Raw genomic sequence first — 25,918 nt, 5'->3', positions numbered from 1 at the left:
GGCGTTGGCTTGCTCATTTTAATTAGCTTAATCATAAATAATTGGTAAATGCAGTAAAATTTGACTTAAATAAAGATCCTCTTTCAACTTCTTTACGCTGCGTGTTTTCTTCACACCTTTTTAACACGCCAAAAAAGCTTTGCGACCTACACATCGCAAAGCTTTTTTATTTCATACTAACGTAAAATATCAATTAAGTCTTTCTTAGCCGCCTCTCTAGCTGGCATTACTGAAAAGACTAAACCAATTAACGTCGAGACACCTACAGCTATACTAATAGTAAAAAAATCAATTTGAATACCAATTTTCATAATAGCGCCTATCGAATAGGCCACAACTATTCCTAAAAGGTAACCGATAATTCCACCAGTAAAGATTAACATGACGCCTTCTAATAAAAACTGGATCATAATCGAACGCTGAGTAGCTCCTAAGGCTTTTCTTATACCGATTTCTTTTGTCCGTTCAGAGACAGAAATATACATCATATTCATTACACCTACACCGGCAATAAATAATGAGATACCTGCCACCGCCGGATAAAGCGGCACTAGCTTGATTGCTTACTGCAGCACTTTGCGGTAAAGTCGAAATATTTGTAATGCTACCTAATACTTTTCTTGAATCATTCACAGGTAAAATTTCAACTTTTTGACCTAGTTTTAATTTATTGTAGTCATACTCTGTAACGGTTGCTTGGACAATCGTTCCCGGAGATACAATGGTTGCATAAGGCGTATTGGCTGAAGATTTACCTGCTTCATCAATGTAAACGGTACCATCAAACGGCGCAGTTACTGAAGTAGTAACTTTCTTACGTGTTTGCTCGACTTGGGCATTAGCATCAGAAAAATCTAAATTGGCATTATCTAGTGCTTGTTGCGCTTGATTGACCACTTCAACTTGGGCATCATAGGCTTGTTGGGCTGCATCTAATTGTGCCGATGCTTCAATTGCACTAGGATCATTGGCTGCTTGCAAACTTTGCACATTCTTTTTAGCTTGGGCTAATTGATTGGCTAGTTGGTTACGTTTTTGAACGGCACTATCTAAATTTGTCTTAGCATTGCTAATGGCTAAATTTAATTTATTTAAAGATTGAGCTTGCTCATTGGCTTGATCAGCAATCGTTGCATTTTGATAAGTAGCAACCACATCACCACTTTTAACTTGCTGGCCATTTTTTACGACAATATTTTCTAAAGTACCTAAAGAAGGATCCAGACTGAAACTGCGACTTTCCTTAGGTTCAGCCACCATCAATGCTGGTGGATTAGGTCGCATTTTGTTTGATGGCTTGCGCACCATGAGTTTTCCGCCTTTGATTTGGGGCATTCTCCTCACAGTGGCTCTTTCCATCTTGGTTCAGGTTATCTTGTATTTGACCGAAGAATTATTCAAAAGTGAAGGAGTGGAGTAACCTCTCAAGCCGTTTTTGGAAAATAAGAAAGAGCACCCAAATCTAAGATTTTGAGTGCTCTTACGATTAAGATGGGAAGAAAGTTGATAAGCGCTTGACTTGCTCAGGGCTTTCGTTTGGACCATAGTCGTTTGGATAACAGTCGAGAGCTTGAATGCGTTTGAGGTCATCATCTGTCAATTGGAAATCAAAAACATCGATATTGTCACGCATACGGTCAATATGTGCTGATTTTGGAATGGTGAGAATATCACTTTGAATTTGCCAACGAAGAATGACCTGTGCCACGGTTTTGTCGTGCTTTTCAGCAATGTTGTTCAAAACAGGATCCTTGAAGATATTGTCCTCTCCGCGGTTGAAAGGGCTCCATGCCTGAATTGCCACTCCAAATTCGGCATTAGCCGCTTGCATGAGAGGGCGTTGCTTGTAAGGGTGCAGCTCAATTTGATTAAGCGCTGGCACGATATCAGTATTTATCGCAAAATCTGTCAAGCGACCAGTTGAAAAATTAGACACCCCAATAGCGCGAATGCGTCCCTCACGGTACAAGTCAATCATTGCTCGCCAAGCCCCGTGTGTATCGCCATAAGGTTGGTGAATGAGATAAAGGTCCAAATAATCGGTATTAAGCTTTTGAAGGCTTTTTTCAAAGGCTTTTTTGGTTGCTTCATAACCCAAGTCATTAATCCAAACCTTGCTGGTTAGAAAAACGTCCTCGCGGGCTAGACCTGAAGCCTTGACCGCACGTCCCACAGCCTCTTCGTTTTGGTAAAGAGCAGCGGTATCAATCAGACGGTAGCCAACGTCAAAGGCCTCCTCCACCGCACGTTGGCAGTCAGCTTGGTCAAACATTTGCCACACGCCAAACCCCAAAACAGGGATTTTCACGCCGTTATTAAGTGTTTTCCATTCCATAATGCATCCTCCTTTTTTCTATTGTAACACAAAAAGAGAAAGTGTTTTCAAGAGAAGTCTTAGATGACATTTGGAAAGGCATCTAAACTTTTTCGCACTTCAGCAACAAAAGCCGCCCCAATGTCAGACATTTTTTTATGTTTATGGGTAACGTAGCCAAGTGTATGTTTGGGGCTATCCTTCAGCGGAATCAAGACAATCTGGTCACGCACAAAACTATTGACGATGCCAAGACCAGAAGCATAAGCATCCGTGGCACAAAGCAAATTCATGACCGTGCCTCTATCATTGCTATAAAGTACGCGCTGTTTACGATGAATGCTCAGAGCGTCCTCATCAAAATGCAATCCAGACTCTTCCTGACGAAAACGAATTTGGTCGTAGCCCTTCAAATCACTCTCAGAAATCTCTTTTTTCGTTGCCAAAGGGTGTTGCCTTCGCAAAAAAATACGCGTGGGAAAATCCCCCAAAGACGTAAACGTCAGATCATGATGCTCTAAGGACGTTTCTAAAATATGCTTGTTGTCGTCATCAAGGTAAATAATGCCCAAATCTGCCTCAAAAGTCGCCACACTATCCAAAATCTCCTTGGTTGTGGTTTCAATGGTTTGAAATTCCTGATATTCCTCGTTAAATTGCTGCGCTACGGTTGCCATGGGAATGGACAAAAAATCATAGTGGTGCGATGCGACTGTAAAACTCTTTTTGAAATCTTCCTGATAACGTTGCTCTAATAAATCCACCTCACCAAGAATCCGCTTGGCGTATTTTAAAAAATCATAGCCATCTTCGGTCGGGCGCGTGCCGACATTGGAACGCACAAAAAGCTGAACCCCCAATTCATTTTCCAAATCCTTAATGGAACTGGATAAATTGGGCTGTGTCATAAACAATTCCTTAGCCGCCTGACTAAAAGACCCCATACGAGCCACCATATCAACATAACGACACTGCTGTAAATTCATATGAACCCATCCCTCCTTGTGAAAGTTGTAGCTATTATAACAAAAAGTAAACTGAAAAATCGCAAAGTTCTGATATAAAAAACCAAACCCGTGATAAAAAAATGTAATAGCGAAGGGGAAGGTTCATGTGTCCTTTAATGAAAGAACATTTTTTAAAAGTCCTCTATAAACATGATTTATAGCTTGCCATAAGTAAAATAGAGTATGCAAGGTGAAAATGAGGTGATAAGATAATAGCAATCTGAAAAGAGGAGGATAGGCATTTGTCAGATACGTTTTATCAAAAATTGACAGCGATTCGTCACCATATTCATCAACATCCAGAAGTTTCAGAAAAAGAATACAACACCACTCGTTTTATCAAAGAACAGTTGCAAAATATTGGGATTGAGCCCTTGGATTACCCTTTGAAAACAGGGGTTATTGCTGAAATTGGGCATGGATATCCCATTATTGCTTTACGAGCAGATATTGATGCTCTTCCTATTTTTGAAAAGACAGGGCTTGCCTATGCGAGTGATAATGGTGCGATGCATGCCTGCGGCCATGATTTTCACCAAACCAGTTTATTGGGAGCAGCAGAACGTTTAAAACAACAAGAAGCAACATTAAAAGGAACCGTTCGCTTGATTTTCCAAGTAGCAGAAGAACATTTTCAGGGTGGACATCAAGTCATAGCGGTTGGTGGCATAGAAGGGGTATCAGCTATTGTGGGGTATCACAATAATCCTCATTTAAAACCAGGTCAAATCGGTTTGCGTTCAGGAGCTATAATGGCTGGAGTGGAACAATTTGCAGTGACAGTCAAAGGCATCAGCGTTCACGCAGCTCGGCCTGATTTAGGTGTTGATACAGTATTGGTTATCACAACTATTATTAATAATTTACAGTCGATTGTGTCAAGAACAATCTCACCTTTTCAATCAGCAGTCTTGTCTGTGACTCATATTGATGTTGGCAATACTTGGAATGTTTTACCAGCCAGTAGTTTTTTTGAAGGGACTATTCGAACATTTGATCCTGACGTTCGCTTGTCAGTCATTGAGCAATTTACCAAAGTAGTCGAACATACGGCGGAACAATTTGGAGCGGAAGTTTCGATTTCTTGGGGAAATTCACCAAAAGTTACGTTTAATGATTCTACGCTAACGCCTTTGATTTTTGAACATTCTAAAACCTTTGCTGAGGTTATTGAAACCCTGCCATCAACAGGTGGTGAAGATTTTGCTGCTTATCAAGAAAAAATTCCAGGAGTTTTTGCCTTTATTGGTTCAAATGGTGACGAAAATGCCCCTGACTGGCACCACGATGACTTTAGTGTAAAAGATGAGGCGCTTCCAGTTGCAGTTAATTATTTTGTTAAAAATGCCTTGTATTTATTGGATTACTACGCTGGTGAGAAATGATTTGAGAAGTTATGAGCGTTACTAAAAAAATGATCCAACAATTGCAAAAAGAGATTCATGATACTCCGCAATATAAGGAAAGCATAGCGTTTGCGAAAATAGCTTTATTAGATTATTTAGCTTGTTATTCTGCTGGATTACAATCAGCTAAAAGGAAAGGTTTGTTGCAAGCATCACTCGAAAAAGCTGGCAGTCATCTGATTCTTTTAACCCCTTATCGAACATCAAAGGAATAATCAGCCTTGCTATCAGGCTATTTGGCTCACTACCATGATTTAGACGGTGTTCAAGCCAATTTTCGAGGGCATCCAAGTGCAGTCATCTTTTCGGCGCTGTTAGCTGTCAGTGATGCCGATGATTCTTTTGAAAGGTTATTAGCGGCTTATGTTCAAGGCGTGGAATTTGCTGGCAGGATTGGTCTGCAGTGCCAACCTCAACACATTAAACAAGGCTGGCATAGTACAGCCACCATTGGTAGTTTAGCTGCTGCTATTGCTATTGGTTATTTTAAAACCTTACCGTTGACGGATATTCTCAGTTATTGTCGTTAACATCAACGCAATCTGCAGGCTTTCTCTGCCAAGAAGGAACAGATGGTAAGCCTTTAAATGTAGGATTTGCAGCAAGAAATGCTGTTCAAGCCTATGAGTTAGTGAATTTGGGCATGACAGCTTACGATGATGTCTTATCCCCCTTGACAGGTTGGTTTCAAATCTTTAATCGGCAGCATTTCTCTGTGACGGCTTTCTTGGATAATTGGTTGGAACCTGCTCAAATCTTATCACCAGGCTTATGGTTTAAGAAATACCCTTTTTGCTCTACAGCCAATGCTGGCTATGATTTGGGAGAAAAAGCTTACCAATTTGGGATAAGGGGCTGATGAAGTATCTGATATTGAAGTACATTTTTCTGCGACAAGGGATCGGGCTTTGACGCATCGTTTTCCTAAAACGTGTTTAGAAGGTAAGTTTTCAATTGAATACCTTTTGTGGTTGGTTTTATCTAAAGGAAGTGTGGAAAGTTCTGATTTTTCCGAGGAAAAAACATCTACTGACTTTCGTGAATTTGCACAAAAAATTAGCCGTTTTAATGATTTGCCAAGCGATGATAGCACACGTCCAATACGTTTGATTATCAGAAGCAATCATCAGATTACTTTTGATCAGTTAGTACAATATCCTAAAGGTTCTCCTCAAAATCCGTTATCATCACGAGAGCATTTTGCTAAGTATCACCAGTTAACTCAAGGGAAACTCGACGCCATTTATTGGCAACTAATAGAAAAAACACTGCTAAAACTATCAGAATTTTTTGAAAAAATAACATTGTTAGACTAAAAAAGAAAGGAAATGTATGACCTATCAGCAAGCAACATATGAATTTAGTGAAGCATTAGTGAACTTGTATCATCAAGCTTATGCAGCAAATGAAAGACTAGGAATTCATTTTAAAGCAGGGATAATGACTCAATCAGAACTTGAAAAAGTACTGCAAACAACGCCTACTTTTGTAAAAGTACTTGATAAACAACTGGTATCGTCTGTTTCAGTTAGGCTGCCTTGGTCAGATAATCCGAGTCCTTTTTTCCTCCCCCACTTAGGCTGGGTGGCGACAAATCCTCATTTTCAAGGGCAGGGACATGCTAAGTCCTTGATATCAGAAATCATTGACAACTATATCCTAAAAGAATTGAAGGCACCTGCTGTGACGCTGGGAACGGCTCTCGAACATCCTTGGCTCATTGATGCCTACGAAAAAATGGGTTTTCGTTACCTTGGTGAGAAGTCACTTTTTTCAGATCATAAAACGGTTTACCTCATCAAAACCTTTAATCAAGAAGCTTTGTTAGATGTTAAGGATGAAGCTTTGCAAACATTATTGAAAGGAGTAAGCCATGAATTTTAGTTGGCAATACTTTTTTGAATTATTTTTAAAATTACCTGCCTACATTCCTGTAACCATTTTTATTGCAATGGCTTCTATGTTATTAGCGATTTTAGTCGGATCTTTGATGACATAGTTTCAACTATCCAATCAAAAAACGCTACGATACTTTGCTAATGTTTACATTTCCTTATTTCGTGGGATGCCGACCTTGGTGCAATTGTTTTTAATATTTTATGGCTTACTTCAGTTATTTCCAGCTTTTCAAGGAATGACCGCCATTACCTCAGCTGTTGTAGGTCTTGGCTTAAAACAATCTGCTTATTTGGCTGAGATTTTTAGAGCAGCCGTTAATTCTGTTGATAAAGGGCAAATTGAGGCAGGGCAAGCTCTTAACATCCTGGGTTGGAAGATTTTTCTACATGTCATTTTGCCTCAGGCGACTTTAAATGCTTTACCCGCTACCGGAAATACATTTGTTAGTTTGCTAAAAGAAACATCGCTTGTATTCACCTTGGGAATAATAGAGTTATTTGCCCACGCAAAAATGATTGCAGGAGGTTCTTTACGCTATTTTGAAACCTATTTAGCCATAGGGTTACTGTATTGGCTGATGATTGTGATCTACACTTGGATACAACATCTATTTGAAAGAGATTTGACAGTACCGTATAGGAGGTCCGTAGATGAGTTTGATTGAGTTAACTAATTTAGAAGTGACAATAGGTCACAAAACCATTTTAAAATCCATTGATTTAACTATTGAAGAAGGAACGGTGACCGCTTTTGTTGGGCCAAGCGGTTCAGGTAAAACAACTCTGTTACGCACCTTGAATCTGTTACAGATACCAACGTCAGGAAGGTTGCGAGTTGGAGATACTGAAGTCATCGGAGGAAAGATAAATAAGCGTGATATTCGTCAGATTCGCAACCATTCAACCATGGTTTTTCAACAATTTCACTTGTTTAAGAATTACACGGTTTTGCAAAATGTGGTTCAGCCTTTGGTTTTAAGCGGTCGTTTTTCAAGAAAAGAGGCCGAAATCATCGCACATGAGTCTTTGGAAAAAGTTGGTTTAGCAGCTTTTGAAAATCAGTACCCAGTTACTTTATCAGGCGGGCAGCAGCAACGTGTTGCTATTGCGTTTAAGCCCAAAATCATTTTATTTGATGAGCCAACTTCAGCTCTTGACCCTGAAATGGTCGATGGAGTCTTGCAAGTTATCTCAACTCTGGCAGAAGAAAATATTTCCATGATTTTAGTGACTCATGAAATGACATTTGCTAGAAAGACGGCAGATAATGTTGTCTTTATTGAAAATGGGGAAATTTTAACACAAGGACCTACGGATCTATTACTTTCTAATAATAACAGTCATGAGCGCGTGCGTGCCTTTGTTCATTCACTCTATCGTGGGTCTTTAGAGAGTTCAGCCTTATAAGAAAGGGAAAGATGACAAATGACAAGTGTTTTAGATTCGATATTATTGCAAAATAATTTTTCAACACCTGAGATTCGCTTGATTTGGAGTGACGAGAACAAAGTATCAAAACAATTAGCGGTTGAGGTGGTTCTGGCTAAAATTGAAGGTGAATTGGGCATTATTCCAAAAACGGCAGCACAACAAATTATTGAAAAAGCAAAAGTTGAACATCTCAACCTTTTGACCTTGCAAAAAGAAAGTGCTCAAAAGCGGCACTCTTTGATTGCTTTAATTCATGCGCTTCAAGAATTAGTCGGCACTGAGGCGGGGGAATACGTGCATTACGGTGTTACCACTCAAGATATTGTTGATACAGGTATTATGTTGCAAACCAAAGAAGCCTATGATGTGATTGTGCAACATTCAAAAGCCCTCATTCAAACAGTAGCAGCATTGGCCCAAAAGCACCGTTCTACTCTTATGATGGGGCGAACTCATGGCATTCACGCCATTCTGATTACATTTGGCGTTAAATTAGCCATTTGGTTGGATGAATTATTAAGAAATCACAAACGTTTACGCCAATTGGAATTCAATGAGGTTTTTGTTGGAAGTATCAGTGGTGCTGTTGGGACATACGCTGCATTTGACGGAAGGGGAATTGAAGTTGAGCGTTTAACCTTGGCTGAATTGGGTTTGGTCGTTCCCAATATTTCATGGCAGCCATCCAGAGATCGCTTTTCAGAATTCGCTACGACTTTAGGGATTTATGCTGGTACCTTGGGTAAAATTGGACATGAACTGTTTACCCTGATGAAAACTGAAATCAATGAAATTCACGAACCTTTTCGTAAGGGGGAAATTGGTTCATCAACCATGCCTCAAAAACGCAATCCAGCTTTGATAGAAGGGGTTGCGAGCCTGACGCAGCCCATTTTTTCAGATGTTAGCTTAATGTTACAATCTATGTTGATTGATGGCGAACGTGACGCTATTCATTGGCGCAATGAGTGGGTTGCTCTTCCAGAAATCACCAGTTATTTGGATGCTCAGCTAGTTCAATTGACTTATATCTTGTCGGAGTTAGAGGTTAATACCGTTCAGATGCGGAAAAACCTTGATATTCAAGGCAGTCTCCCTTATTCAGAGCGTATCATGTTTAAGTTGGGGAAAGTTATTGGTAAGCAAACCGCACATGAGTTGGTTTATCAAGCAGCGATGAAGGCAATCGAAAATCACGATGATTTTATTAGTTTGCTTTATCAAGAGCCTACTGTAAGCACTCATTTTAGTAAGGAGACAATTCAATCTTGGATTGTTCCCGAAAATAATATTGGAGAAAGTTTAGCTAAAGTTGACGATGTGGTGTCAACTGTTCAAGTTTATTTTAGAGGAGATTAATGAATGAAGAAAAAATCGATTATTGGGATTATTGCCATTGTGGTTATTGCAGTACTTGCTTATTTTGGCTATCAAACAGCTACCAAGGGCAATCAAGCATCAGAAAGCACAGCCTCATCAGATAAACCTGTTTTGAAAGTGGCGACAACTGGGGTTAGTTTTCCAGGGTCTTATATAAAGATGATAATGGAAATTTAACAGGATTTGACGTAGAAGTTATGAAAGCTGTAGCAGATAAAATGGGTTATCGTGTTGATTTTACGACAACTAGTTTTGACGGTTTATTTGGTTTGTTGACTAGCCATAAAGTGGATGCAGTGGCAAGTTATGTGGCAATAACGGATAAACGAAAAGAAGCCTATGATTTTTCAACACCGTATGCTACTTTCCAATATGGTGTTGTCACTCAATTAGATTCTCACCTAAAATCTGTTGATGACTTATCCAATACGACCATCGCAGCAACTGTTGGTTCTAACCAAATCACCGTCCTTAAGCAATTTAATCCAAGCACCACCATCCAAACTTATGATGACCGCGAAGCTGCATTTTCTGCAGTGACAGATGGTCAAGTCAATGGCTATTCAAATGCTAAGACCATTTTAGCTGCTATTATCAAGCAAAAAGGATTGGATTTGAAAATTTTAGATGGTGAAATTGGTGAAGAAAACATTGCCATTGCTTTTAATAAAGGTCAAGATGAAGCTCTTCAAAAGAAGCTTAACAAAGCCCTGAAAGAACTTGAACAAGATGACACCATTTCCAAATTATCTAAACAATTTTTCTCTGGCATTGATGCTAGCTACAAAAATCAATAAGAATTGTTAAATGCAAGTAAGTGTAATCCCACTGTCAATAAGACACAAGGATTATACTTACTTTTTTCCTTCCAAAATGTGGGTAGCATATGAAAAGAATTATATTCCCTCTAATCAATTTTCAGTAATAGTCGCTTTTTTTTGTTATTGATGATACAATGGTAAGTGGACTAAATTTTTTAATAAGAGAAGAAAATGACTAAGAAAATTGGTGTTGGTAAGGCGCATAGTAAGATTATTTGGATGGGTGAGCATTCGGTGGTTTATGGCTATCCTGCCATTGCGATTCCGCTTAAGGGAATTGAGGTTGAGTGCTGCATTTATCCAGCCAAAGAGAAGATAACATTTGACTTTTACGATACGGTGTCAACTGCGATTTATTCAGCTCTTGAGTACCTTAATCACACGGATATTCCGATTTCTTGTGCCATTCGTTCCGAAATTCCTCAAAAACGAGGGATGGGGTCGTCGGCAGCGGTATCTATTGCAGCTATTCGAGCGGTTTTTGATTACTTTGAGCAAAGCATTGACCGACAAACATTGGAAATTTTGGTGAACAAGGCGGAAATCATTGCGCATTCCAATCCGAGTGGTTTGGATGCCAAGACGTGTTTGAGTGACCAAGCCATTACCTTTATCCGAAACATTGGTTTTAACACGCTAGATTTGGATTTGGGGGCTTATTTGGTGATTGCAGACACGGGGATTTATGGTAACACCAGAGAAGCCGTCGAAAAAGTGGCACAAACTGAAGAAGCCAACCTTCCTCATCTAGCGGCATTGGGTGATTTGACGGAAATCGTCCAGAAAGCGATTCAAGATAAGGCTATTGACACCATCGGTCAGATGATGACCAAGGCCCATAGTCATTTGCAAGCTATCGGTGTCAGCGTGGATCTGTCGGATCAGTTGGTTGCTCTTGCTTTGGAAAATGATGCCCTTGGAGCCAAGATGAGCGGTGGCGGACTTGGGGGGTGTATTATTGCCCTTGCAAGCGATCAAGCTGACGCGGAGCACATTAGTCATGTATTAAAAGAAGGAGGAGCGGTTCAAACGTGGATCGAAAAACTGTAACGGTAACATCATACGCTAATATTGCCATTATCAAATACTGGGGAAAAGCTGACGCTGCCTGCATGATTCCAGCAACTAGCAGTATTTCCTTGACTTTGGACAATCTCTTTACGACAACAACCGTTTCTTTCCTGCCCCCATCAGCAACTAAGGATATATTTTACATCAATGGGGTCTTGCAAGACGAGAAAGAACACGCTAAGATTTCAGCCATTATTGACCAATACCGTGGGGACCGTAGCCAGTTTGTCAGCGTTGAAACAAGCAATAACATGCCAACAGCTGCGGGATTATCCTCAAGTTCTAGTGGCCTATCAGCCCTTGTCAAAGCTTGCAACGAACTATTTGAAACTGGATTGACGCAGGCTCGACTAGCTCAAAAAGCCAAATTTGCCTCTGGTTCATCGTCGCGTTCTTTTTTTGGACCCATTGCAGCTTGGGATAAGGACAGCGGCGACATTTACCCTGTTCAGACTGACCTCAAGCTAGCGATGATTATGCTAGTTTTAAACGATAATAAAAAGCCTATTTCTAGCCGCGAAGGCATGAAACGTTGCGTAGAAACCTCAACCACTTTTGCGGATTGGGTCAAACAATCAGAACAAGATTACAAGGATATGTTGGCTTATTTAAAAGCCAACGACTTTGAGCGCGTGGGGGAATTGACTGAGCGCAACGCCCTTGCCATGCATGATACCAATACCCATGCCAATCCTCCTTTTAACTATCTGACCGATGCGTCTTATGAGGCTATGGACTTTGTTAAGAGTTTGCGTGCCCAAGGGGAAAAATGCTATTTCACTATGGATGCAGGTCCGAACGTTAAAGTGCTTTGTTTAGAAGATGATTTGGAGCGCTTAACCAAACGTTTTGAAGAGAAGTATCGCGTAATTGCCTCACAAACCAAGGTATTGCCAGATGAAAACGATTAGTGTGCAAACAGGCGGTAAGCTTTATATTGCGGGGGAATACGCTATTTTAACCCCAGGTCAGACCGCTATTATCAAAAATATCCCCATTTACATGACCGCGCAGGTTAGGGAAGCTAGGACGATCCACCTCTTTTCAGATATGTTTGATGCAGGTGCTGACATGACTCCAAACAGTGATTACTCCCTTATTCAGCAGACGATTAAGACATTAGCCGCTTGTTTGGGGAAATCTTTGGAAGCATTGCCTGCCTTTGACCTTCGTATTACAGGAAAAATGGAGCGCGACGGCAAGAAATTTGGTATTGGCTCAAGTGGTTCAGTGACGGTTCTGACATTGAAAGCCTTGTCTGCCTTTTATGACTTGAACTTATCGGCAAATACTATTTTTAAGTTGGCGTCTTATACGCTCTTGAAAATGGGGGACAACGGTTCAATGGGCGATATTGCCTGTATTACTTATGATGATTTGGTGGCCTTTACCGCTTTTGACCGTCAAAAAGTCGCAAGTTGGATTGCCACAGAAAGCATTCAAGAGGTGCTGGCTAAGGATTGGGGCTATCGCATTGACATTCTTAAGCCTGCTTTAGCCTGTGATTTCTTGGTTGGTTGGACCAGACAACCTTCTATTTCAAAGGATATGATTTGTTTGGTCAAATCGGCTATCACACCAGATTTTTTGAAGGACACTCAAAATCAAGTCTTAATTTGCCAAGAAGCCTTACAAACAGGTGATAAAGATGTCATTAAAACCAGTCTGCAAAAGGTCAGCGATTTGTTGCTCGGTTTGAGCCCAGCCATTTACAATGACACTCTGAAAACTTTGAAAGCAGCCGAAGAAGGCTTGGACGTTATTGCCAAATCATCAGGTTCAGGCGGCGGCGATTGCGGCATCGCTCTGTCCTTTAATCAAACAGACACCAAAACCCTCATCAAACGCTGGGAAGATGCAGGAATTGTATTACTGGATTTGGAGGAATTAGCATGACCAACCGTAAAGATGACCACATCAAGTACGCTTTGGCTTACCAGTCGCCCTACAATTCATTTGACGATATGGAATTGATTCATCATTCCTTGCCAGACTATGATTTGAGCGAGATTGATCTCACAACTCATTTTGCTGGGCAAGATTTTGATTTTCCTTTTTACATCAATGCGATGACGGGTGGCTCGGAAAAAGGCAGAGCTGTCAATCGCAAAATAGCTCAGGTGGCCCAAGCGACAGGACTGGTTATGGTGACGGGTTCTTATAGTGCTGCGCTGAAAAATCCAAAAGACCAGTCTTATCCCAAGTCGTCAGAATTTCCACAATTGTTATTAGCGACCAATATCGGCATTGATAAGCCTTATGAACTCGGTCTGCAAACTATTCAAGAGATGCAGCCTATTTTTCTGCAAGTCCATGTTAATCTCATGCAAGAGTTGCTTATGCCTGAGGGAGAGCGCGTTTTTCATCAGTGGAAAGCCAACCTAGCTGATTATGCCAGCAAATCTCCTGTTCCCGTTATTCTTAAGGAAGTCGGCTTTGGGATGGACCTTAAAACTATTGAGATGGCGCATGACCTGGGTATTCAGACTGTCGATATTTCAGGGCGTGGTGGGACTAGTTTTGCTTATATTGAAAACCAGCGTGGCAATAACCGTTCTTACCTCGATGATTGGGGACAAAGCACAGTGCAGACCCTTTTAAATGCTCAGCCAATGGTGGATAAGATGGAAATTCTTGCCTCTGGTGGTGTTCGCCATCCTCTGGATATCATTAAATGTTTGGTATTAGGGGCTAAAGCAGTCGGTTTATCTCGCACTGTTTTAGAACTTGTTGAAAAATACCCAGTCGAAAAAGTGATTGCCATTATCAACGGCTGGAAAGATGACCTGCGTTTGATTATGTGTGCCCTAAATTGCAAAACCATTGACCAACTTAGGCAGGTTGATTATTTATTATATGGCAAATTACAAGCAACAAAAAAACACTGATAGCGATATCAGTGTTTTTTGTATTACAACATGAAGAAGACGATGGCAACGTAATGCAGCATAGAGGCTAATAAAATGAAGAGATGCCAAATCATGTGGTCGTAAGGGCGTTTGCGTGCGTAGAAAATCGCACCAACGGTGTAAGACAATCCACCCGCAAGCATGAGCAACCAAAAGACGACACCAGTCTTCGTCACAATACTTGGAATGATGAAAATCACCAACCAGCCCATAAGCAAATAAAGGGAAAGGGAGAATTTTTCGTTTATCTCTTTGGCGAAAATCTTATACAAAATACCAAAGATAGTTGCACCCCACTGCAAAACGATAATCAGATAACCAAGCCATCCGCCCACTAAAGAGAGAGCAACAGGCGTGTAAGAACCCGCAATGGCAATGTAAATCATACTATGGTCAATAATTCGAAGAACGAATTTTTGCGGTGAATCGTACTGCATAGAGTGGTAAATGGTCGATGATAAAAACATCAAAAATAGACTAATATCAAAAATAGACATCCCAACAGCAGCTTCCATACCATAATGTTGGTAGCTGTAAATAGCGGTAATAGGTAATAAAATAAGCATGGCAACAGTCCCAACGGCATGTGTCACGCTGTTGGCAACTTCTTCACCAAATGATAAGCGTTTACTTAATTTCACGGTCATGCTAGCATTCATCAGCGACTCCTCCTAATTCTTGAACTAATTGGTGGGTTTGGTCATACAGTTGCAAGGTCTGACAAGCAGAAAGCACAACAGCTGGCACGTCAGCGACCTCTTCCCCATTCATGCAAGCAACAAAATCATCGTAGCGTTTTTGCGACTGATCATCTGCGGTTAACAGCGCCAAGGTCTGACTGATTTCTTGAATGGAGAAAACATTTTTCAAACACGTAATCACAATGAGCCTCGCTACTTGCTTGCGACTGTATTTCTTTTTAGTGGGCTTATCCAAATGCCCGTGTTTGACGTAATTATTAATCATAGAAGCGGTCAAGCCTTTGTCACTTGGATGATTGGCTTGGTTGATTTGGTTGACGTAAAGAAGTACTTGGTCCAAATACAAGTCAATTTCTGGCAAATCCGCCCATTTTGGATAAGATTTTGTCATAACGTTTTCCTTACCTCTTTATCTAGTATTTATAACTAGATTATATAATCTATGAAAAATATTGTCAAGAAAAAACACCCGAAATATCGAGTGTTGCTTGATGTCTTGAGTTAGTTTAAGGTTTTGAGAATGGCCTGAGCAGTTTCCAAATTCATGTGAGGGGCTTGAAGGAGCTGGTTGACTACCTGAGTGACCTCGTTTTCCTTAGCACCTGCTAGGAGAGCCAGCGATTTGGCTTGCAATTTCATGTGTCCCGCCTGGATACCAGTTGACGTGAGGGCTTTGACGGCAGCAAAATTTTGTGCCAATCCGACTGATACGATAATCTGAGCCAATTGTTGGGCGTCTGGTTGACCAAGCAGCTCATGGGCGATGTAGACCGTTGGGTTAAGTCCAATTGAGCCTCCTCGCGTTGCAATAGGCATCGGCAGGGTCAATTGACCATGGAGATGCTGCTTGTCCTCGTCAAATGTCCAAGTCGATAAGCCACGGTATTGCCCGTCTTTGCAAGCATAAGCATTGGCTCCAGCTTCGATAGCACGCCAGTCATTTCCTGTGGCTAAAACGACAGCATCCACTCCATTGAAAATACCTTTATTATGAGTGGTGGCACGGTAGGTGTCCACTTGCGCCAATTGGCTTGCCATTTGAAATTTTCTCGCTAGGTTTTTGGCTTCGCTTGTATTGCGGCTGAGGTAGCGGAGGTCCACTTGACACTCGGCAGTAACAAGGGCTTGCGTCGCATAGTTTGACAAGATAGCCATGAGGCTTTTGCCTCCAGATAGTTCTTCCAAGCTTGGGACTAAAGCTTCCATCATGGTATTAACCATATTGGCTCCCATAGCCTCTTTGGTATCAACGTTCACGTAAACGATGAGAAAGGCCTTTTTTTCTTCCACGCGCAGCGATTGTGCTCCGCCACCGCGTTTAACAATAGAAGGATGGGCGTCATTTGCCACGGATAATAGCTGCTCAGTGTGTTCTAAGATACGTTTTTGAGCGGCTGTCTTGTCTGTGACGTCATAAAGCGCCACCTGCCCAATCATTTGACGGGAATGAACAGTGGTTTTAAAACCACCTGAACGTTTGATGATTTTAGCAGCAAAACTCGCAGCAGCCACTACTGACGGCTCTTCCGTAACCATTGGCACATTGAAAACTGTTCCATCCACCAGAAAATCAGGCGCCAAAGAAAAGGGTAGCGAAAAAGTGCCTAAGACATTTTCGGTCAATTGATTGGCTGTATCTAGGGACAAGCCTTTATTTTCCTTGAGCAGAGCAAGGTTGTCTCGACTGAGTAAGTGGTGAGCGTCTAGCACATCAAGGCGCTCTGGCAACGTTTTTTTGGAGAAGCCTCCCCAGTTTCCTTTAGTTTTTGTCATTTGTTCTTCCATACAATCTTTCGTGTCCGAGGATTTCTTTGAGGGCAAATGGTCCTGTGAGGTAGTCTGCAAAAGTGGCATTACCGTCCGCATCGAGCTGAGCCTCTTCAAAGAAGAGTTTTTCATAAGTCGCAACGCTAAGTGGTTGACGTTGATTGAGTTCTTGGAGGCGACTGCTGTGGAGTTGCTCTTGAAAGCCATCGACCAAGGTTCCTGTGAAAATTTCAGCCACTGCACCACTGCCATAACTAAAGAAGGCAATGCGGTCACCTGCCGCTAGGTTTTGGCTATTTTCAAGCAAGGAAAGCAGGCCAAGGAAAATAGAACCTGTGTAGATATTGCCCACTTGTTTGCTGTAAAGAATAGAACTTTCAAAATTGGCTTGGAGTTTTTCTTGCCATTGGGTAGGTAAAGATTTGTCCATGATTTTGCGGAAGCCTTTGAGGGCTAATTTTGGAAATGGCAAGTGGAAGCAAAAGGCAGAAAAATCAGCCAATGAGGTGTCAAAACGTTTTTGAAATTCAGCCCAAGTCGTTTTGAGCATATCAAGGTATTGCTTGGTTGAATACATGCCGTTGACATAAGGGGTTGTTGAATAATTTGGACGCCAGAAATCCATGATATCGCGTGTTTGAGCGACAGAGTTATCATTCAAAAGCAAAATACGAGGATTTTGTGTAACGAGCATGGCTACGCTACCAGCTCCTTGAGTGGGTTCACCAGGGGTATTGGCGCCGTAGCGTGCCACATCAGCAGCAATTACCAAGACTTTTGAGTCAGGGTGTTTTTCAACGTGCAAACGGGCATAATCCAGAGCCGCCGTCGCGCTGTAACAAGCCTCTTTCATTTCGATGCTACGAGCAAAAGGCTGAATGCCCAACAAATGGTGAATGTAAGTCGCAGCTGCTTTACTTTGGTCAATAGAAGACTCTGTCGCGACAATGACCATGTCAATCGTTTCTTTGTCCTCATCACTTAGAATGCTATCAGCCGCTGACGCTCCCAAAGTGATAATGTCCTCAGTAATGGGTGCGATACTGAGGTTTTCCAAAAGCAAACCTTTGCTGTATTTATCAGGGTCAACCCCACGTTCCTTGGCTAAATCATCCATATTCAATAGGTATTGCGTTGTCGCAAAACCAATCTTATCAATACCAACGTTCATTAGTAACAAACCTTTCTTAAATAGAATATTTTTGCGTGGGAGCTTAAAAACAATCACAAGCTCGTCATAATAAAATACATCCTGTCAAAAATGTCCAAAGTTAATTTTATCATAAACTCCCCAAAAAGCCCCACAAAAAACGTATTCATTTTAAGTTTCAAACTAAATAAGAATTTAAGCCATTTATTGGTTTCCTTTGCAATTTTGACACTTTTTAGCTAAAATAAAAAAAAGCTAATTTTTGAGAATCGAGGAAAAACACATGACAAAGGCTGATGCCATTTTTAAAGAAAACATCCAAAAAATTATGACAGAAGGGGTCTTTTCAGAAAATGCACGGCCTGTTTACCAAAGTGGCGGGCAAGCCAACTCAAAATACGTAACGGGTGCTTTTGCAGAGTACGATTTGAGTAAGGGTGAGTTTCCCATTACCACTTTGCGCCCTATTCCCATTAAGAGTGCCATTCGTGAGATTTTTTGGATTTATCAAGACCAAACCAACGATTTATCCGTTTTAAATGACAAATACGGTGTGAAATACTGGAACGAGTGGGAAGTTGGACACACAGGAACAATCGGCGAGCGCTACGGTGCCGTAGTCAAAAAACACGACATCATCAACAAAATTTTAAAACAATTGGAAGATAATCCGTGGAACAGACGCAATGTCATCTCGCTTTGGGATTACGATGCTTTTGAGCGGACGGAGGGGCTTTTGCCATGTGCCTTTCAGACCATGTACGATGTAAGGCGTGTAGGCAGCGATATTTACCTTGATGCGACCCTAACCCAACGCTCAAATGATATGTTGGTATCGCACCACATCAATGCCATGCAATACGTGGCTTTGCAGATGATGATTGCCAAGCACTTTGGTTGGAAAGTCGGCAAATTCTTCTATTTTGTCAATAACCTACACATTTACGACAATCAATTTGAACAAGCACAGGAATTATTACGTCGTGATCCAACGGATTGCAAACCAAGACTAGTTTTAAACGTACCTGACGGAACCAATTTCTTTGACATTAAGCCCGATGATTTTGAATTGGTAGATTATGACCCAGTTAAGCCGCAATTGACATTCGATTTGGCCATCTAGGTTTTGGGAAAATGCTCCTGTGATGTTGGATTTCTGAATTTTTTGGAGAAATTTGATAAAATGGAGTTGATGAATGGAAGGATAGTATGACAAAACAACTGATTGCCATTTGGGCAGAAGATGAAAATCACTTGATCGGTGTCGATGGCGGTCTGCCTTGGCATCTACCAAAGGAATTAAAGCATTTTAAAGAAACAACAATGGGGCAGGCTCTGTTGATGGGGCGAGTGACCTTTGATGGCATGGGTCGTCGTGTTTTGCCAGGGCGTGATACCCTTGTTTTGACGCGGGATAAAACCTATCAGGCTGACGGTGTGACCGTTGTTCATAGTCCTGAAGAGGTTTTCCAGTGGTTAGATGAACACGATAAAGACTTGTATGTCGTGGGCGGTAGCCATATGTACGAACGCTTTTTACCTGATTGCCAGACCTTGATTAGAACAAAGGTTCATGCGACGTTTATAGGCGACACCTACTTCCCAGAAGTGGATATGACAGATTTTAAAACCGTTTCAGAAACGCATTACGACAAAGATGAAAAAAATGCTTACGATTTTACCATTACAGTTCTAGAAAGATAGGAAGAGGATGCAAAGAAGTATTTTTGGTGTATTTACGGCTTTTTTAATGGTTATTTGTATCTTGTGTGCTATCCCAGCACTTAGAAGAAGACGCTATGCCTTGGCTGTTCTTTTGTTTTTAAATGCCTTTACAAACCTAGTAAATACAATCCATGCCTTTTATGGCACGTTATTTTAATGAAATGAAAAGGATAGGTGAGAAAGAGTAACTATGGTTGGAAATCGAACAAATGATGTTAAAGTATATTGTTCTTTCTGTGGGAAAGGACAAGACGAAGTCAAGAAAATCATTGCAGGAAACAATGTGTTCATTTGTAATGAATGCGTGGCTTTGTCCCAAGAAATTATCCGTGAAGAACTGGCGGAAGAAGTGCTAGCGGATTTATCAGAAGTTCCAAAACCAAAAGAATTGATGGCGATGCTTGATGAATACGTTGTCGGGCAAGAATGTGCCAAACGTGCGCTTTCTGTGGCGGTTTATAACCACTACAAACGCGTGGCTTTTGCAGAAAACCGCGATGAAGAAGATGTTGATTTGCAAAAATCAAATATCTTGATGATTGGCCCAACGGGTTCAGGGAAGACTTTCCTTGCGCAAACCTTGGCCAAAACCTTGAACGTTCCATTTGCGATTGCCGACGCGACATCATTGACTGAGGCAGGTTATGTCGGAGAAGACGTTGAAAATATCTTGCTCAAACTGATTCAAGCGGCTGACTTTAATATTGAACGAGCTGAGCGCGGAATTATCTACATCGACGAAATCGATAAAATCGCGAAAAAAGGGGAAAATGTATCCATTACGCGTGATGTTTCTGGTGAAGGGGTGCAACAAGCACTTTTGAAAATCATCGAAGGAACCGTTGCCAGCGTGCCACCACAAGGTGGACGAAAACACCCAAATCAAGAAATGATTCAAATCGATACCAAAAATATCCTCTTTATCGTTGGTGGTGCTTTTGATGGCATCGAAGACATTGTCAAACAACGTTTGGGTGAAAAAGTTATCGGCTTTGGTCAAAACAACCGTAAAATTGCTGATAATGCTTCTTATATGCAAGAAATCATCTCAGAAGATATTCAAAAATTCGGTTTGATTCCTGAATTTATCGGACGTTTGCCAGTCGTTGCAGCGCTTGAAAAATTGACTGCAGATGACTTGGTTCGTATTTTGACAGAACCACGAAACGCCTTGGTTAAACAATACCAAACCCTTATGTCTTATGATGGTGTTGAGTTAGAATTTGATGACGACGCCTTGCAAGCTATTGCCAATAAAGCTATCGAACGTCGAACAGGGGCGCGTGGTTTGCGTTCTATCATTGAAGAAACCATGATGGATGTTATGTTTGAAGTACCAAGCCAAGAAGATGTCACTAAAGTTCGTATCACGAAAGCGACAGTTGACGGAACGGAAAAACCGATTTTAGAAATTGCGTCTTAAGGAGAGAATGATGACTGAGTATTTAAATACCCATAATGCCTCGCTTCTTTTGAGTGCCGCTAACAAATCGCATTACCCACAAGATGATTTGCCGGAAATTGCCTTGGCTGGACGTTCTAACGTTGGGAAATCAAGTTTTATCAATACCCTTTTAGGGCGTAAAAACCTTGCTCGGACATCAAGCAAACCAGGAAAAACCCAGCTTTTGAACTTTTACAATATTGATGACAAGCTGCGTTTTGTGGACGTTCCAGGTTATGGCTATGCCAAAGTTTCTAAGACCGAGCGTGCTAAATGGGGCAAGATGATTGAAGAGTATTTGGTGAGCCGTGACAATTTGCGTGCGGTAGTGAGTTTGGTGGATTTGCGCCATAGCCCTAGCGCCGATGATGTGCAGATGTACGAATTCCTTAAATATTACGAGATTCCTGTCATCGTGGTTGCTACGAAAGCTGATAAAATCCCCCGCGGTAAATGGAACAAACACGAGTCTGAAATCAAAAAAACACTGAATTTTGATAAATCAGACCAATTCGTTATCTTCTCATCTGTTGACCGTACTGGCTTAGATGACGCTTGGGATAGCATTTTAAGTGAATTATAAAGGAAAAGATTGGTTTAGCCAGTCTTTTTTTGTTATCGTTTTTGCCTAGCGCTATTGATAGATAAAGACTATTACCCTCCCTGAAAATCTTATGCTATTATAGATATATACTTATTATAAAAGATGGCGTTTATAGAGAATTATCATTTTTAACACGGGGAACACTTCCAAATACAGGAGGAAATGAAATGAAAAATCAGCAAATGACGGATATTAACAAAAAGAGTACTGCTCTTACACTCATCGGTATAACAGTAATGATATTGTTGACTTTGACAAAAGTTGTTCCTTCCTCAACCATAGCAGGGTATTCCGTATTTGTGGGGATAGTATTTTTCTTTATAGTAGAAGATGTTAGTAAAACACGAGCTTCCGAATCGGGTTTACGTTTCAATACTATCGTCACCGACCTCAAAAAGTCGGGAGTCATTATTTGGATGTTGCTACCGAGTTTAAGTGGTATTGCGGCGCTTGTTGCAGGAAATATTATTTTTGGTGGAGAATTTGTTGCCCATGTAATGGGACGGACGGATTCTATCTTGTCTTTTGATAAGACGGCATTATTGATAGGTCAAGTTATCATTGCAGCATTTGGAGAAGAAATTGCATATAGAGGTTTCTTCTTTGGAAAATCCTTGAAAATATTTCCAATTTGGATTAGTGCCGTAGTATCGTCTATTGTTTTTGCTGCTGGACATATTGCTACTGGAAACATAGGAATTGTAGCTTACGATATTGCTGGTGTGTTCATTTACAGTTTGATTTTTTCGGTAATTTATTATAAGTCTGGAAATTGTGTTATCAGTACCTTTTCACATATTCTTGGCAATACAATATCAATTGTCGCTGTATTTATGTTCTTTTTAAGGAGGTAGGAAAGTTGCTTTATCTCTATATCCATTCCCATAGCACAGATTCGTTTCCGTAAAGCCTTCTTGAAGACACACACTTTGGATGACTTGTCTTTCAAAACACCTTTCACTCCTGTTTTGCCCTATATCACTATTGTGTTGTTGGTGATTTCGATTATCGGTATTGCTTGGGATGCGTCACAACGTGCAGGACTGTATTTTGGCATTCCGTTTGTTCTTTTATATTATGGTTATCATTATTTGCGGTATAAAAAATGCTAGGAGGAAAATAAACCATGGGAAAATTGGAGGATTTATTAGCCAATCAGGAAGTTATCATCTTAGATGGTGCTTTGGGTACGGAATTGGAAGAGCGTGGCTATGATGTATCTGGAAAATTGTGGTCTGCTAAATACCTTTTGAAAAATCCTCGTATCATTCAGTATCTTCACAGTATTTACCTTCGTTCGGGAGCAGATATTCTGACAACGTCAAGCTACCAAGCAACTGTTCAGGGCTTAACGGATTTTGGTTTATCTGAAAAAGAAGCTCTGGACATCATCGCTTTGACAGTCACCTTAGCCCAGCAAGCTCGTGATGAGTTTTGGCGTACTTTATCAGATGAAGAAAAGGCCAAACGCTCTTATCCCTTGATTGCTGGAGATGTTGGGCCTTATGCCGCTTATTTGGCAGATGGCTCGGAGTACACGGGGCATTATCATCTAAGTAAAGAAGCTTACCAAGCCTTTCATCATTCGCGTATTCAAACTTTGTTGGCTGCTGGATGCGACTTTTTAGCCATTGAAACCATTCCAAATGTTCATGAAGCCAAAGCTTTGATTGATTTATTGGCGACGGATTTTCCAGAAATAGAAGCCTATCTGTCATTCACAGCACAAGACGATAGCCACATTTCAGATGGCACTCCAATTGAAGTAGTAGCGGATTTGTGTGAGCAAAGTCCTCAGGTTTTAGCTTTTGGCATTAATTGTAGCAGCCCGACAGTTATTTCGGGTCTATTGAAACGCATTCGGACAGTATCTCAAAAAACGCTAGTTGCCTATCCTAATTCTGGTGAAGTTTACGACGGTAGCACTCAAACTTGGACTTCAAGTCCTGATGAAGCACGGACCCTTCTTGAAAATAGCAAGACTTGGCTAACATTAGGTGCCCAAATCATTGGTGGTTGCTGCCGTACTAGTCCCAAAGATATTGTTAGTTTGGCGCAAGCTTTTCACAAATAAAAAAAGCCCAACTCAAACGAGTTGGGCTTTTTGGGAGCGTTTAGTGGAAAAGATTATTTTTCGCTAATAACAAGTTCGCCATCTTCCATATCGGCTTTAAGGTGTTTCACATCGGTGTGGTCAAGGTAGAAGTCAGTGATTTTATCACGGATTTCTTGTTCAATGACACGGCGAAGTGGACGGACACCCATGGCTTCATCGTAACCTTCTTCGATAAGGTGTTCTTTAGCTGCGTCACTAACAACCAAATCAATACCTTTCTTAGCGATAGTCTCGCTGACTTCATCAAGCATCAAGTTGACAATATCTTTCAAATCTTCCTTAGTCAAATGAGAGAATTCGATGATACCATTGAAACGGTTAAGAAATTCTGGGCGGAAGTAAGGAGCGATACGGTCCATAATCTCCATATCTTTTTCAGCGTCACCAGTTAATGATTCATGACCAAAACCAGCATTTGATGTCGCAATGATAACCGTATTCTTGAAGTTAATGGTGTTACCTTGACCATCTGTCAAACGACCATCGTCTAAGACTTGAAGAAGAAGGGTAATGACTTGAGGGTCTGCTTTTTCAATTTCATCCAAAAGGACGATAGAGTAAGGATTACGACGAACACGTTCTGTCAAAGTGTTGTTGTTGTCATCGTAACCAACGTAACCAGCGGTTGTACCAATTAATTTAGAAACGGCTGTACGGTCAGAGTACTCAGACATATCCAAACGAATGATGGCATCTTTTGAACCAAACATATCAAAGGCTAGTTGTTTAGCAAGTTCGGTTTTACCAACACCAGTAGGACCGACAAATAAGAAGCTACCAATTGGGCGATTACCTTCGTCAAAACCAGCACGGTTACGACGGATAGCACGAGCAACAGCTTCAACAGCTTCGTCTTGACCGATGACTTTACCTTTCAAACGGCTAGCCAATTCTTTCAAACGTTCAATATCGCTAGCACCCATATTAGATACAGGCACACCAGTCAAACGTTCAACAGATTCAGCCACATCGTTAACCGTAGCAGTTACTTTTTGACCTTCAGTGTGGTTGTCAATTTGTTTTTGAAGGGCTTCAATACGTGTCTTCGTATTAAGTGCTAATTCATAATCTTCATTAGCAACAGCTTGTTCTTGTTTATCTTTTTGTTCTGCAATTTCTTTTTCAAGTGTTTTGACATCTGTGACAGGATGTTGTGCAGCCAAGTGAGCAGCTGTCATATCAATCAAGTCAATAGCTTTATCAGGTAAGCTACGTTGTGGGATGTATTGGATAGAAAAATCAACGGCAGCTTTCAAAACATTGTCAGGAAGAACAACGTTGTGGTGCTTTTCATACAAATCACGAATACCCATCAAGATGTTAAAGCTATCTTCAGCAGAAGGAGCATTTACTTTAACTTCATTGAAACGACGAGCAAGAGCTGCGTTCTTCAAAATAGTGTTACGGTATTCGTCTTGAGTAGTAGCACCTATAACGGTCAATTCACCACGAGAAAGAGCGGGTTTCAAAATATCAGCCAAACCTTTAGAGCCAGAGTCACCGCCAATAGAACCAGCACCTAAAATTTGATGGATTTCATCAAAGAATAAGATGATGTTTCCAGCGTCTTTGACTTCTTTAACGAGGTTTTGTACGTTTTCTTCAAAAGCACCACGGTATTGTGTACCAGCTTCAAGACCAGAGATATCAATTGAAATGATTTCTTTATTCTTAATAGCAGCAGGGACATCACCATTGACAATAGCTTGTGCTAAACCTTCAACAACGGCTGTCTTACCAACACCAGCATCACCGACTAAAACGGGATTGTTCTTTGTACGACGTGATAAGATTTCAGCTGTTTCTTGAATTTCTTTATTACGACCAATAACAGGGTCCAATTCGTTAGCGCGAGCACGTTCTGTCAAGTTAGTACCAAGTTTTGCAAGGATACCATCTTGTTTAGGAGCGTTAGCAGCAGCTTGTTCTCGGTATTCTTCGTTACCAGGAAGTTTACCTGTCTTACGATAAGCAGCAAATTCTTCAGGTGTTACTTCACGTCCATTGATAAGATAACGTTTATTTTCAGAATTATATCCGCCCATGTTTCCCATGAGTTGATTGAAAATATCGTCCATTCCTCCAAAAGGATCTCTTCCATAAAAATCACGACTTGCCATAATCTATTACCTCTCTTCATATAAATGATATTATAGTACGATTTTAAACAAAAG

29 protein-coding genes and 4 pseudogenes are annotated in these 25,918 nt (G+C 40.9%); 24 read left to right on the top strand and 9 right to left on the bottom strand.

The genetic code is table 11. From position 1 onward, the window contains the following. Window positions 1–176: 176 nt before the first annotated feature. Both B3R79_RS04975 and B3R79_RS04970 read right to left on the bottom strand, forming a co-directional pair. A pseudogene (locus tag B3R79_RS04975) lies at window positions 177–536 on the bottom strand (ABC transporter permease); the annotation flags it as partial. Further along, window positions 466–1,335: an HlyD family secretion protein gene (locus B3R79_RS04970; protein ID WP_293694101.1), complete on the bottom strand. Its 870-nt coding sequence runs from the start codon at window positions 1,333–1,335 to the stop codon at window positions 466–468. The gene B3R79_RS04970 and the pseudogene B3R79_RS04975, both read right to left, overlap by 71 nt. Between B3R79_RS04970 and B3R79_RS04965 the strand changes: the two are divergent. Next, window positions 1,253–1,420: pseudogene (locus tag B3R79_RS04965) on the top strand (ABC transporter permease); the annotation flags it as partial. The gene B3R79_RS04970 and the pseudogene B3R79_RS04965 overlap by 83 nt on opposite strands. A gap of 66 nt (window positions 1,421–1,486) precedes the next feature. Here B3R79_RS04965 and B3R79_RS04960 read toward each other — a convergent pair. Beyond that, entirely contained in the window at window positions 1,487–2,335 is an 849-nt protein-coding gene (locus B3R79_RS04960) for an aldo/keto reductase (RefSeq protein ID WP_293694099.1), read from the bottom strand. 59 nt (window positions 2,336–2,394) lie between these two features. Further along, window positions 2,395–3,300 carry a LysR family transcriptional regulator gene (locus B3R79_RS04955; RefSeq protein WP_293694096.1) on the bottom strand — a complete coding sequence of 302 codons (906 nt, stop codon included), beginning with the start codon at window positions 3,298–3,300 and terminating at the stop codon, window positions 2,395–2,397. A gap of 263 nt (window positions 3,301–3,563) precedes the next feature. Here B3R79_RS04955 and B3R79_RS04950 point away from each other — a divergent pair, with 263 nt between their 5' ends. From B3R79_RS04950 to fni, 16 genes and pseudogenes are all read left to right on the top strand, one after another. Then, window positions 3,564–4,706 (top strand): amidohydrolase, encoded by a 1,143-nt coding sequence (locus B3R79_RS04950; RefSeq protein WP_293694093.1) that lies wholly within the window; start codon window positions 3,564–3,566, stop codon window positions 4,704–4,706. Between the two features lie 11 nt (window positions 4,707–4,717). Beyond that, window positions 4,718–4,942, top strand: coding sequence for a hypothetical protein (locus B3R79_RS04945; protein ID WP_293694090.1), 225 nt, complete (start codon window positions 4,718–4,720; stop codon window positions 4,940–4,942). 6 nt (window positions 4,943–4,948) lie between these two features. Next, a complete protein-coding gene (locus B3R79_RS04940; protein WP_293694089.1) occupies window positions 4,949–5,257 on the top strand; it encodes an MmgE/PrpD family protein in 309 nt (102 codons plus the stop codon). Further along, window positions 5,248–5,586, top strand: coding sequence for a hypothetical protein (locus B3R79_RS04935; RefSeq protein ID WP_293694087.1), 339 nt, complete (start codon window positions 5,248–5,250; stop codon window positions 5,584–5,586). The genes B3R79_RS04940 and B3R79_RS04935 overlap by 10 nt, the downstream gene beginning before the upstream one ends. Window positions 5,587–5,635: 49 nt before the next feature. Then, the gene (locus B3R79_RS04930) at window positions 5,636–6,043 is read left to right on the top strand and encodes a hypothetical protein (RefSeq protein WP_293694085.1); all 408 of its coding nucleotides are present in this window, start codon (window positions 5,636–5,638) and stop codon (window positions 6,041–6,043) included. A gap of 16 nt (window positions 6,044–6,059) precedes the next feature. Continuing rightward, window positions 6,060–6,611 carry a GNAT family N-acetyltransferase gene (locus tag B3R79_RS04925; RefSeq protein ID WP_293694083.1) on the top strand — a complete coding sequence of 184 codons (552 nt, stop codon included), beginning with the start codon at window positions 6,060–6,062 and terminating at the stop codon, window positions 6,609–6,611. Further along, a complete protein-coding gene (locus tag B3R79_RS04920) occupies window positions 6,601–6,726 on the top strand; it encodes a hypothetical protein (protein WP_272869840.1) in 126 nt (41 codons plus the stop codon). The genes B3R79_RS04925 and B3R79_RS04920 overlap by 11 nt, the downstream gene beginning before the upstream one ends. A gap of 15 nt (window positions 6,727–6,741) precedes the next feature. Continuing rightward, a pseudogene (locus B3R79_RS04915) lies at window positions 6,742–7,290 on the top strand (amino acid ABC transporter permease); the annotation flags it as partial. Beyond that, window positions 7,277–8,032 carry an amino acid ABC transporter ATP-binding protein gene (locus tag B3R79_RS04910; RefSeq protein ID WP_293694078.1) on the top strand — a complete coding sequence of 252 codons (756 nt, stop codon included), beginning with the start codon at window positions 7,277–7,279 and terminating at the stop codon, window positions 8,030–8,032. The pseudogene B3R79_RS04915 and the gene B3R79_RS04910, both read left to right, overlap by 14 nt. Before the next feature lie 18 nt (window positions 8,033–8,050). Further along, window positions 8,051–9,415, top strand: a complete 1,365-nt coding sequence (gene purB, locus B3R79_RS04905; protein WP_293694077.1) for an adenylosuccinate lyase — start codon at window positions 8,051–8,053, stop codon at window positions 9,413–9,415. Between the two features lie 3 nt (window positions 9,416–9,418). Further along, window positions 9,419–9,613, top strand: a complete 195-nt coding sequence (locus B3R79_RS04900; RefSeq protein ID WP_235280904.1) for a hypothetical protein — start codon at window positions 9,419–9,421, stop codon at window positions 9,611–9,613. Between the two features lie 20 nt (window positions 9,614–9,633). Further along, window positions 9,634–10,233, top strand: coding sequence for a transporter substrate-binding domain-containing protein (locus B3R79_RS04895; RefSeq protein ID WP_293694075.1), 600 nt, complete (start codon window positions 9,634–9,636; stop codon window positions 10,231–10,233). Window positions 10,234–10,428: 195 nt separating this feature from the next. Then, entirely contained in the window at window positions 10,429–11,307 is an 879-nt protein-coding gene (mvk, locus tag B3R79_RS04890) for a mevalonate kinase (protein ID WP_293694073.1), read from the top strand. Continuing rightward, a complete protein-coding gene (gene mvaD, locus B3R79_RS04885; RefSeq protein WP_167829306.1) occupies window positions 11,289–12,239 on the top strand; it encodes a diphosphomevalonate decarboxylase in 951 nt (316 codons plus the stop codon). Before mvk ends, mvaD begins: the two co-directional genes overlap by 19 nt. Next, entirely contained in the window at window positions 12,226–13,224 is a 999-nt protein-coding gene (locus B3R79_RS04880; protein WP_168260658.1) for a phosphomevalonate kinase, read from the top strand. Before mvaD ends, B3R79_RS04880 begins: the two co-directional genes overlap by 14 nt. Continuing rightward, complete coding sequence (gene fni / locus B3R79_RS04875) at window positions 13,221–14,216, top strand: type 2 isopentenyl-diphosphate Delta-isomerase (RefSeq protein ID WP_168260659.1); 996 nt, start codon at window positions 13,221–13,223, stop codon at window positions 14,214–14,216. The genes B3R79_RS04880 and fni overlap by 4 nt, the downstream gene beginning before the upstream one ends. Window positions 14,217–14,239: 23 nt before the next feature. On the opposite strand, the gene trhA is transcribed toward fni, so the two are convergent. The 4 genes from trhA to B3R79_RS04855 all read right to left on the bottom strand — a co-directional run bounded on the left by trhA (window position 14,240) and on the right by B3R79_RS04855 (window position 17,876). Then, complete coding sequence (gene trhA / locus B3R79_RS04870; protein WP_293694071.1) at window positions 14,240–14,896, bottom strand: PAQR family membrane homeostasis protein TrhA; 657 nt, start codon at window positions 14,894–14,896, stop codon at window positions 14,240–14,242. Continuing rightward, entirely contained in the window at window positions 14,886–15,329 is a 444-nt protein-coding gene (locus B3R79_RS04865; protein ID WP_154455219.1) for a DUF1836 domain-containing protein, read from the bottom strand. The genes trhA and B3R79_RS04865 overlap by 11 nt, the downstream gene beginning before the upstream one ends. Before the next feature lie 110 nt (window positions 15,330–15,439). After that, on the bottom strand, window positions 15,440–16,723 hold the full coding sequence (locus tag B3R79_RS04860; protein ID WP_293694069.1) for a hydroxymethylglutaryl-CoA reductase, degradative: 1,284 nt from the start codon (window positions 16,721–16,723) through the stop codon (window positions 15,440–15,442). Beyond that, window positions 16,698–17,876: a hydroxymethylglutaryl-CoA synthase gene (locus B3R79_RS04855; RefSeq protein WP_168260663.1), complete on the bottom strand. Its 1,179-nt coding sequence runs from the start codon at window positions 17,874–17,876 to the stop codon at window positions 16,698–16,700. The genes B3R79_RS04860 and B3R79_RS04855 overlap by 26 nt, the downstream gene beginning before the upstream one ends. A 262-nt stretch (window positions 17,877–18,138) precedes the next feature. On the opposite strand from B3R79_RS04855, the gene B3R79_RS04850 reads away from it, so the two are divergent. From B3R79_RS04850 to mmuM, 7 genes and pseudogenes are all read left to right on the top strand, one after another. Next, window positions 18,139–18,978: a thymidylate synthase gene (locus B3R79_RS04850; RefSeq protein ID WP_154455222.1), complete on the top strand. Its 840-nt coding sequence runs from the start codon at window positions 18,139–18,141 to the stop codon at window positions 18,976–18,978. A gap of 86 nt (window positions 18,979–19,064) precedes the next feature. Next, a complete protein-coding gene (locus B3R79_RS04845; protein ID WP_293694065.1) occupies window positions 19,065–19,559 on the top strand; it encodes a dihydrofolate reductase in 495 nt (164 codons plus the stop codon). Window positions 19,560–19,770: 211 nt separating this feature from the next. Continuing rightward, a complete protein-coding gene (gene clpX, locus B3R79_RS04840) occupies window positions 19,771–21,003 on the top strand; it encodes an ATP-dependent Clp protease ATP-binding subunit ClpX (protein WP_293694064.1) in 1,233 nt (410 codons plus the stop codon). A gap of 7 nt (window positions 21,004–21,010) precedes the next feature. Beyond that, window positions 21,011–21,607, top strand: coding sequence for a ribosome biogenesis GTP-binding protein YihA/YsxC (gene yihA, locus B3R79_RS04835; RefSeq protein ID WP_154455226.1), 597 nt, complete (start codon window positions 21,011–21,013; stop codon window positions 21,605–21,607). A gap of 188 nt (window positions 21,608–21,795) precedes the next feature. After that, window positions 21,796–22,482: a CPBP family intramembrane glutamic endopeptidase gene (locus B3R79_RS04830; protein WP_293694062.1), complete on the top strand. Its 687-nt coding sequence runs from the start codon at window positions 21,796–21,798 to the stop codon at window positions 22,480–22,482. A gap of 18 nt (window positions 22,483–22,500) precedes the next feature. Next, a pseudogene (locus tag B3R79_RS04825) lies at window positions 22,501–22,740 on the top strand (amino acid permease); the annotation flags it as partial. A gap of 14 nt (window positions 22,741–22,754) precedes the next feature. After that, window positions 22,755–23,702: a homocysteine S-methyltransferase gene (gene mmuM, locus B3R79_RS04820; RefSeq protein ID WP_204984433.1), complete on the top strand. Its 948-nt coding sequence runs from the start codon at window positions 22,755–22,757 to the stop codon at window positions 23,700–23,702. Between the two features lie 53 nt (window positions 23,703–23,755). On the opposite strand, the gene B3R79_RS04815 is transcribed toward mmuM, so the two are convergent. Then, the gene (locus B3R79_RS04815; RefSeq protein ID WP_168260666.1) at window positions 23,756–25,864 is read right to left on the bottom strand and encodes an AAA family ATPase; all 2,109 of its coding nucleotides are present in this window, start codon (window positions 25,862–25,864) and stop codon (window positions 23,756–23,758) included. Between the last annotated feature and the right edge of the window lie 54 nt (window positions 25,865–25,918).

It is taken from the genome of Streptococcus sp. UBA3373, from assembly GCF_002360305.1.
Classification (GTDB): Bacteria; Bacillota; Bacilli; order Lactobacillales; family Streptococcaceae; genus Streptococcus; species Streptococcus alactolyticus.
Note: the sequence above shows the minus strand (reverse complement) of the source record. Positions and strands in the feature narration are given on the sequence as shown.

Excerpts from the sequence above, each read along its gene's own strand:
- B3R79_RS04970 (WP_293694101.1), bottom strand. The coding sequence starts at position 1,335 with ATGCCCCAAATCAAAGGCGGAAAACTCATGGTGCGCAAGCCATCAAAC.
- B3R79_RS04960 (WP_293694099.1), bottom strand. The coding sequence starts at position 2,335 with ATGGAATGGAAAACACTTAATAACGGCGTGAAAATCCCTGTTTTGGGG.
- B3R79_RS04955 (WP_293694096.1), bottom strand. The coding sequence starts at position 3,300 with ATGAATTTACAGCAGTGTCGTTATGTTGATATGGTGGCTCGTATGGGG.
- B3R79_RS04945 (WP_293694090.1), top strand. The coding sequence starts at position 4,718 with ATGAGCGTTACTAAAAAAATGATCCAACAATTGCAAAAAGAGATTCAT.
- B3R79_RS04925 (WP_293694083.1), top strand. The coding sequence starts at position 6,060 with ATGACCTATCAGCAAGCAACATATGAATTTAGTGAAGCATTAGTGAAC.
- B3R79_RS04920 (WP_272869840.1), top strand. The coding sequence starts at position 6,601 with ATGAATTTTAGTTGGCAATACTTTTTTGAATTATTTTTAAAATTACCT.
- B3R79_RS04910 (WP_293694078.1), top strand. The coding sequence starts at position 7,277 with ATGAGTTTGATTGAGTTAACTAATTTAGAAGTGACAATAGGTCACAAA.
- purB (WP_293694077.1), top strand. The coding sequence starts at position 8,051 with ATGACAAGTGTTTTAGATTCGATATTATTGCAAAATAATTTTTCAACA.
- B3R79_RS04900 (WP_235280904.1), top strand. The coding sequence starts at position 9,419 with ATGAAGAAAAAATCGATTATTGGGATTATTGCCATTGTGGTTATTGCA.
- B3R79_RS04895 (WP_293694075.1), top strand. The coding sequence starts at position 9,634 with ATGAAAGCTGTAGCAGATAAAATGGGTTATCGTGTTGATTTTACGACA.
- mvk (WP_293694073.1), top strand. The coding sequence starts at position 10,429 with ATGACTAAGAAAATTGGTGTTGGTAAGGCGCATAGTAAGATTATTTGG.
- B3R79_RS04880 (WP_168260658.1), top strand. The coding sequence starts at position 12,226 with ATGAAAACGATTAGTGTGCAAACAGGCGGTAAGCTTTATATTGCGGGG.
- fni (WP_168260659.1), top strand. The coding sequence starts at position 13,221 with ATGACCAACCGTAAAGATGACCACATCAAGTACGCTTTGGCTTACCAG.
- trhA (WP_293694071.1), bottom strand. The coding sequence starts at position 14,896 with ATGAATGCTAGCATGACCGTGAAATTAAGTAAACGCTTATCATTTGGT.
- B3R79_RS04865 (WP_154455219.1), bottom strand. The coding sequence starts at position 15,329 with ATGACAAAATCTTATCCAAAATGGGCGGATTTGCCAGAAATTGACTTG.
- B3R79_RS04860 (WP_293694069.1), bottom strand. The coding sequence starts at position 16,723 with ATGGAAGAACAAATGACAAAAACTAAAGGAAACTGGGGAGGCTTCTCC.
- B3R79_RS04855 (WP_168260663.1), bottom strand. The coding sequence starts at position 17,876 with ATGAACGTTGGTATTGATAAGATTGGTTTTGCGACAACGCAATACCTA.
- B3R79_RS04850 (WP_154455222.1), top strand. The coding sequence starts at position 18,139 with ATGACAAAGGCTGATGCCATTTTTAAAGAAAACATCCAAAAAATTATG.
- B3R79_RS04845 (WP_293694065.1), top strand. The coding sequence starts at position 19,065 with ATGACAAAACAACTGATTGCCATTTGGGCAGAAGATGAAAATCACTTG.
- clpX (WP_293694064.1), top strand. The coding sequence starts at position 19,771 with ATGGTTGGAAATCGAACAAATGATGTTAAAGTATATTGTTCTTTCTGT.
- yihA (WP_154455226.1), top strand. The coding sequence starts at position 21,011 with ATGATGACTGAGTATTTAAATACCCATAATGCCTCGCTTCTTTTGAGT.
- B3R79_RS04830 (WP_293694062.1), top strand. The coding sequence starts at position 21,796 with ATGAAAAATCAGCAAATGACGGATATTAACAAAAAGAGTACTGCTCTT.
- mmuM (WP_204984433.1), top strand. The coding sequence starts at position 22,755 with ATGGGAAAATTGGAGGATTTATTAGCCAATCAGGAAGTTATCATCTTA.
- B3R79_RS04815 (WP_168260666.1), bottom strand. The coding sequence starts at position 25,864 with ATGGCAAGTCGTGATTTTTATGGAAGAGATCCTTTTGGAGGAATGGAC.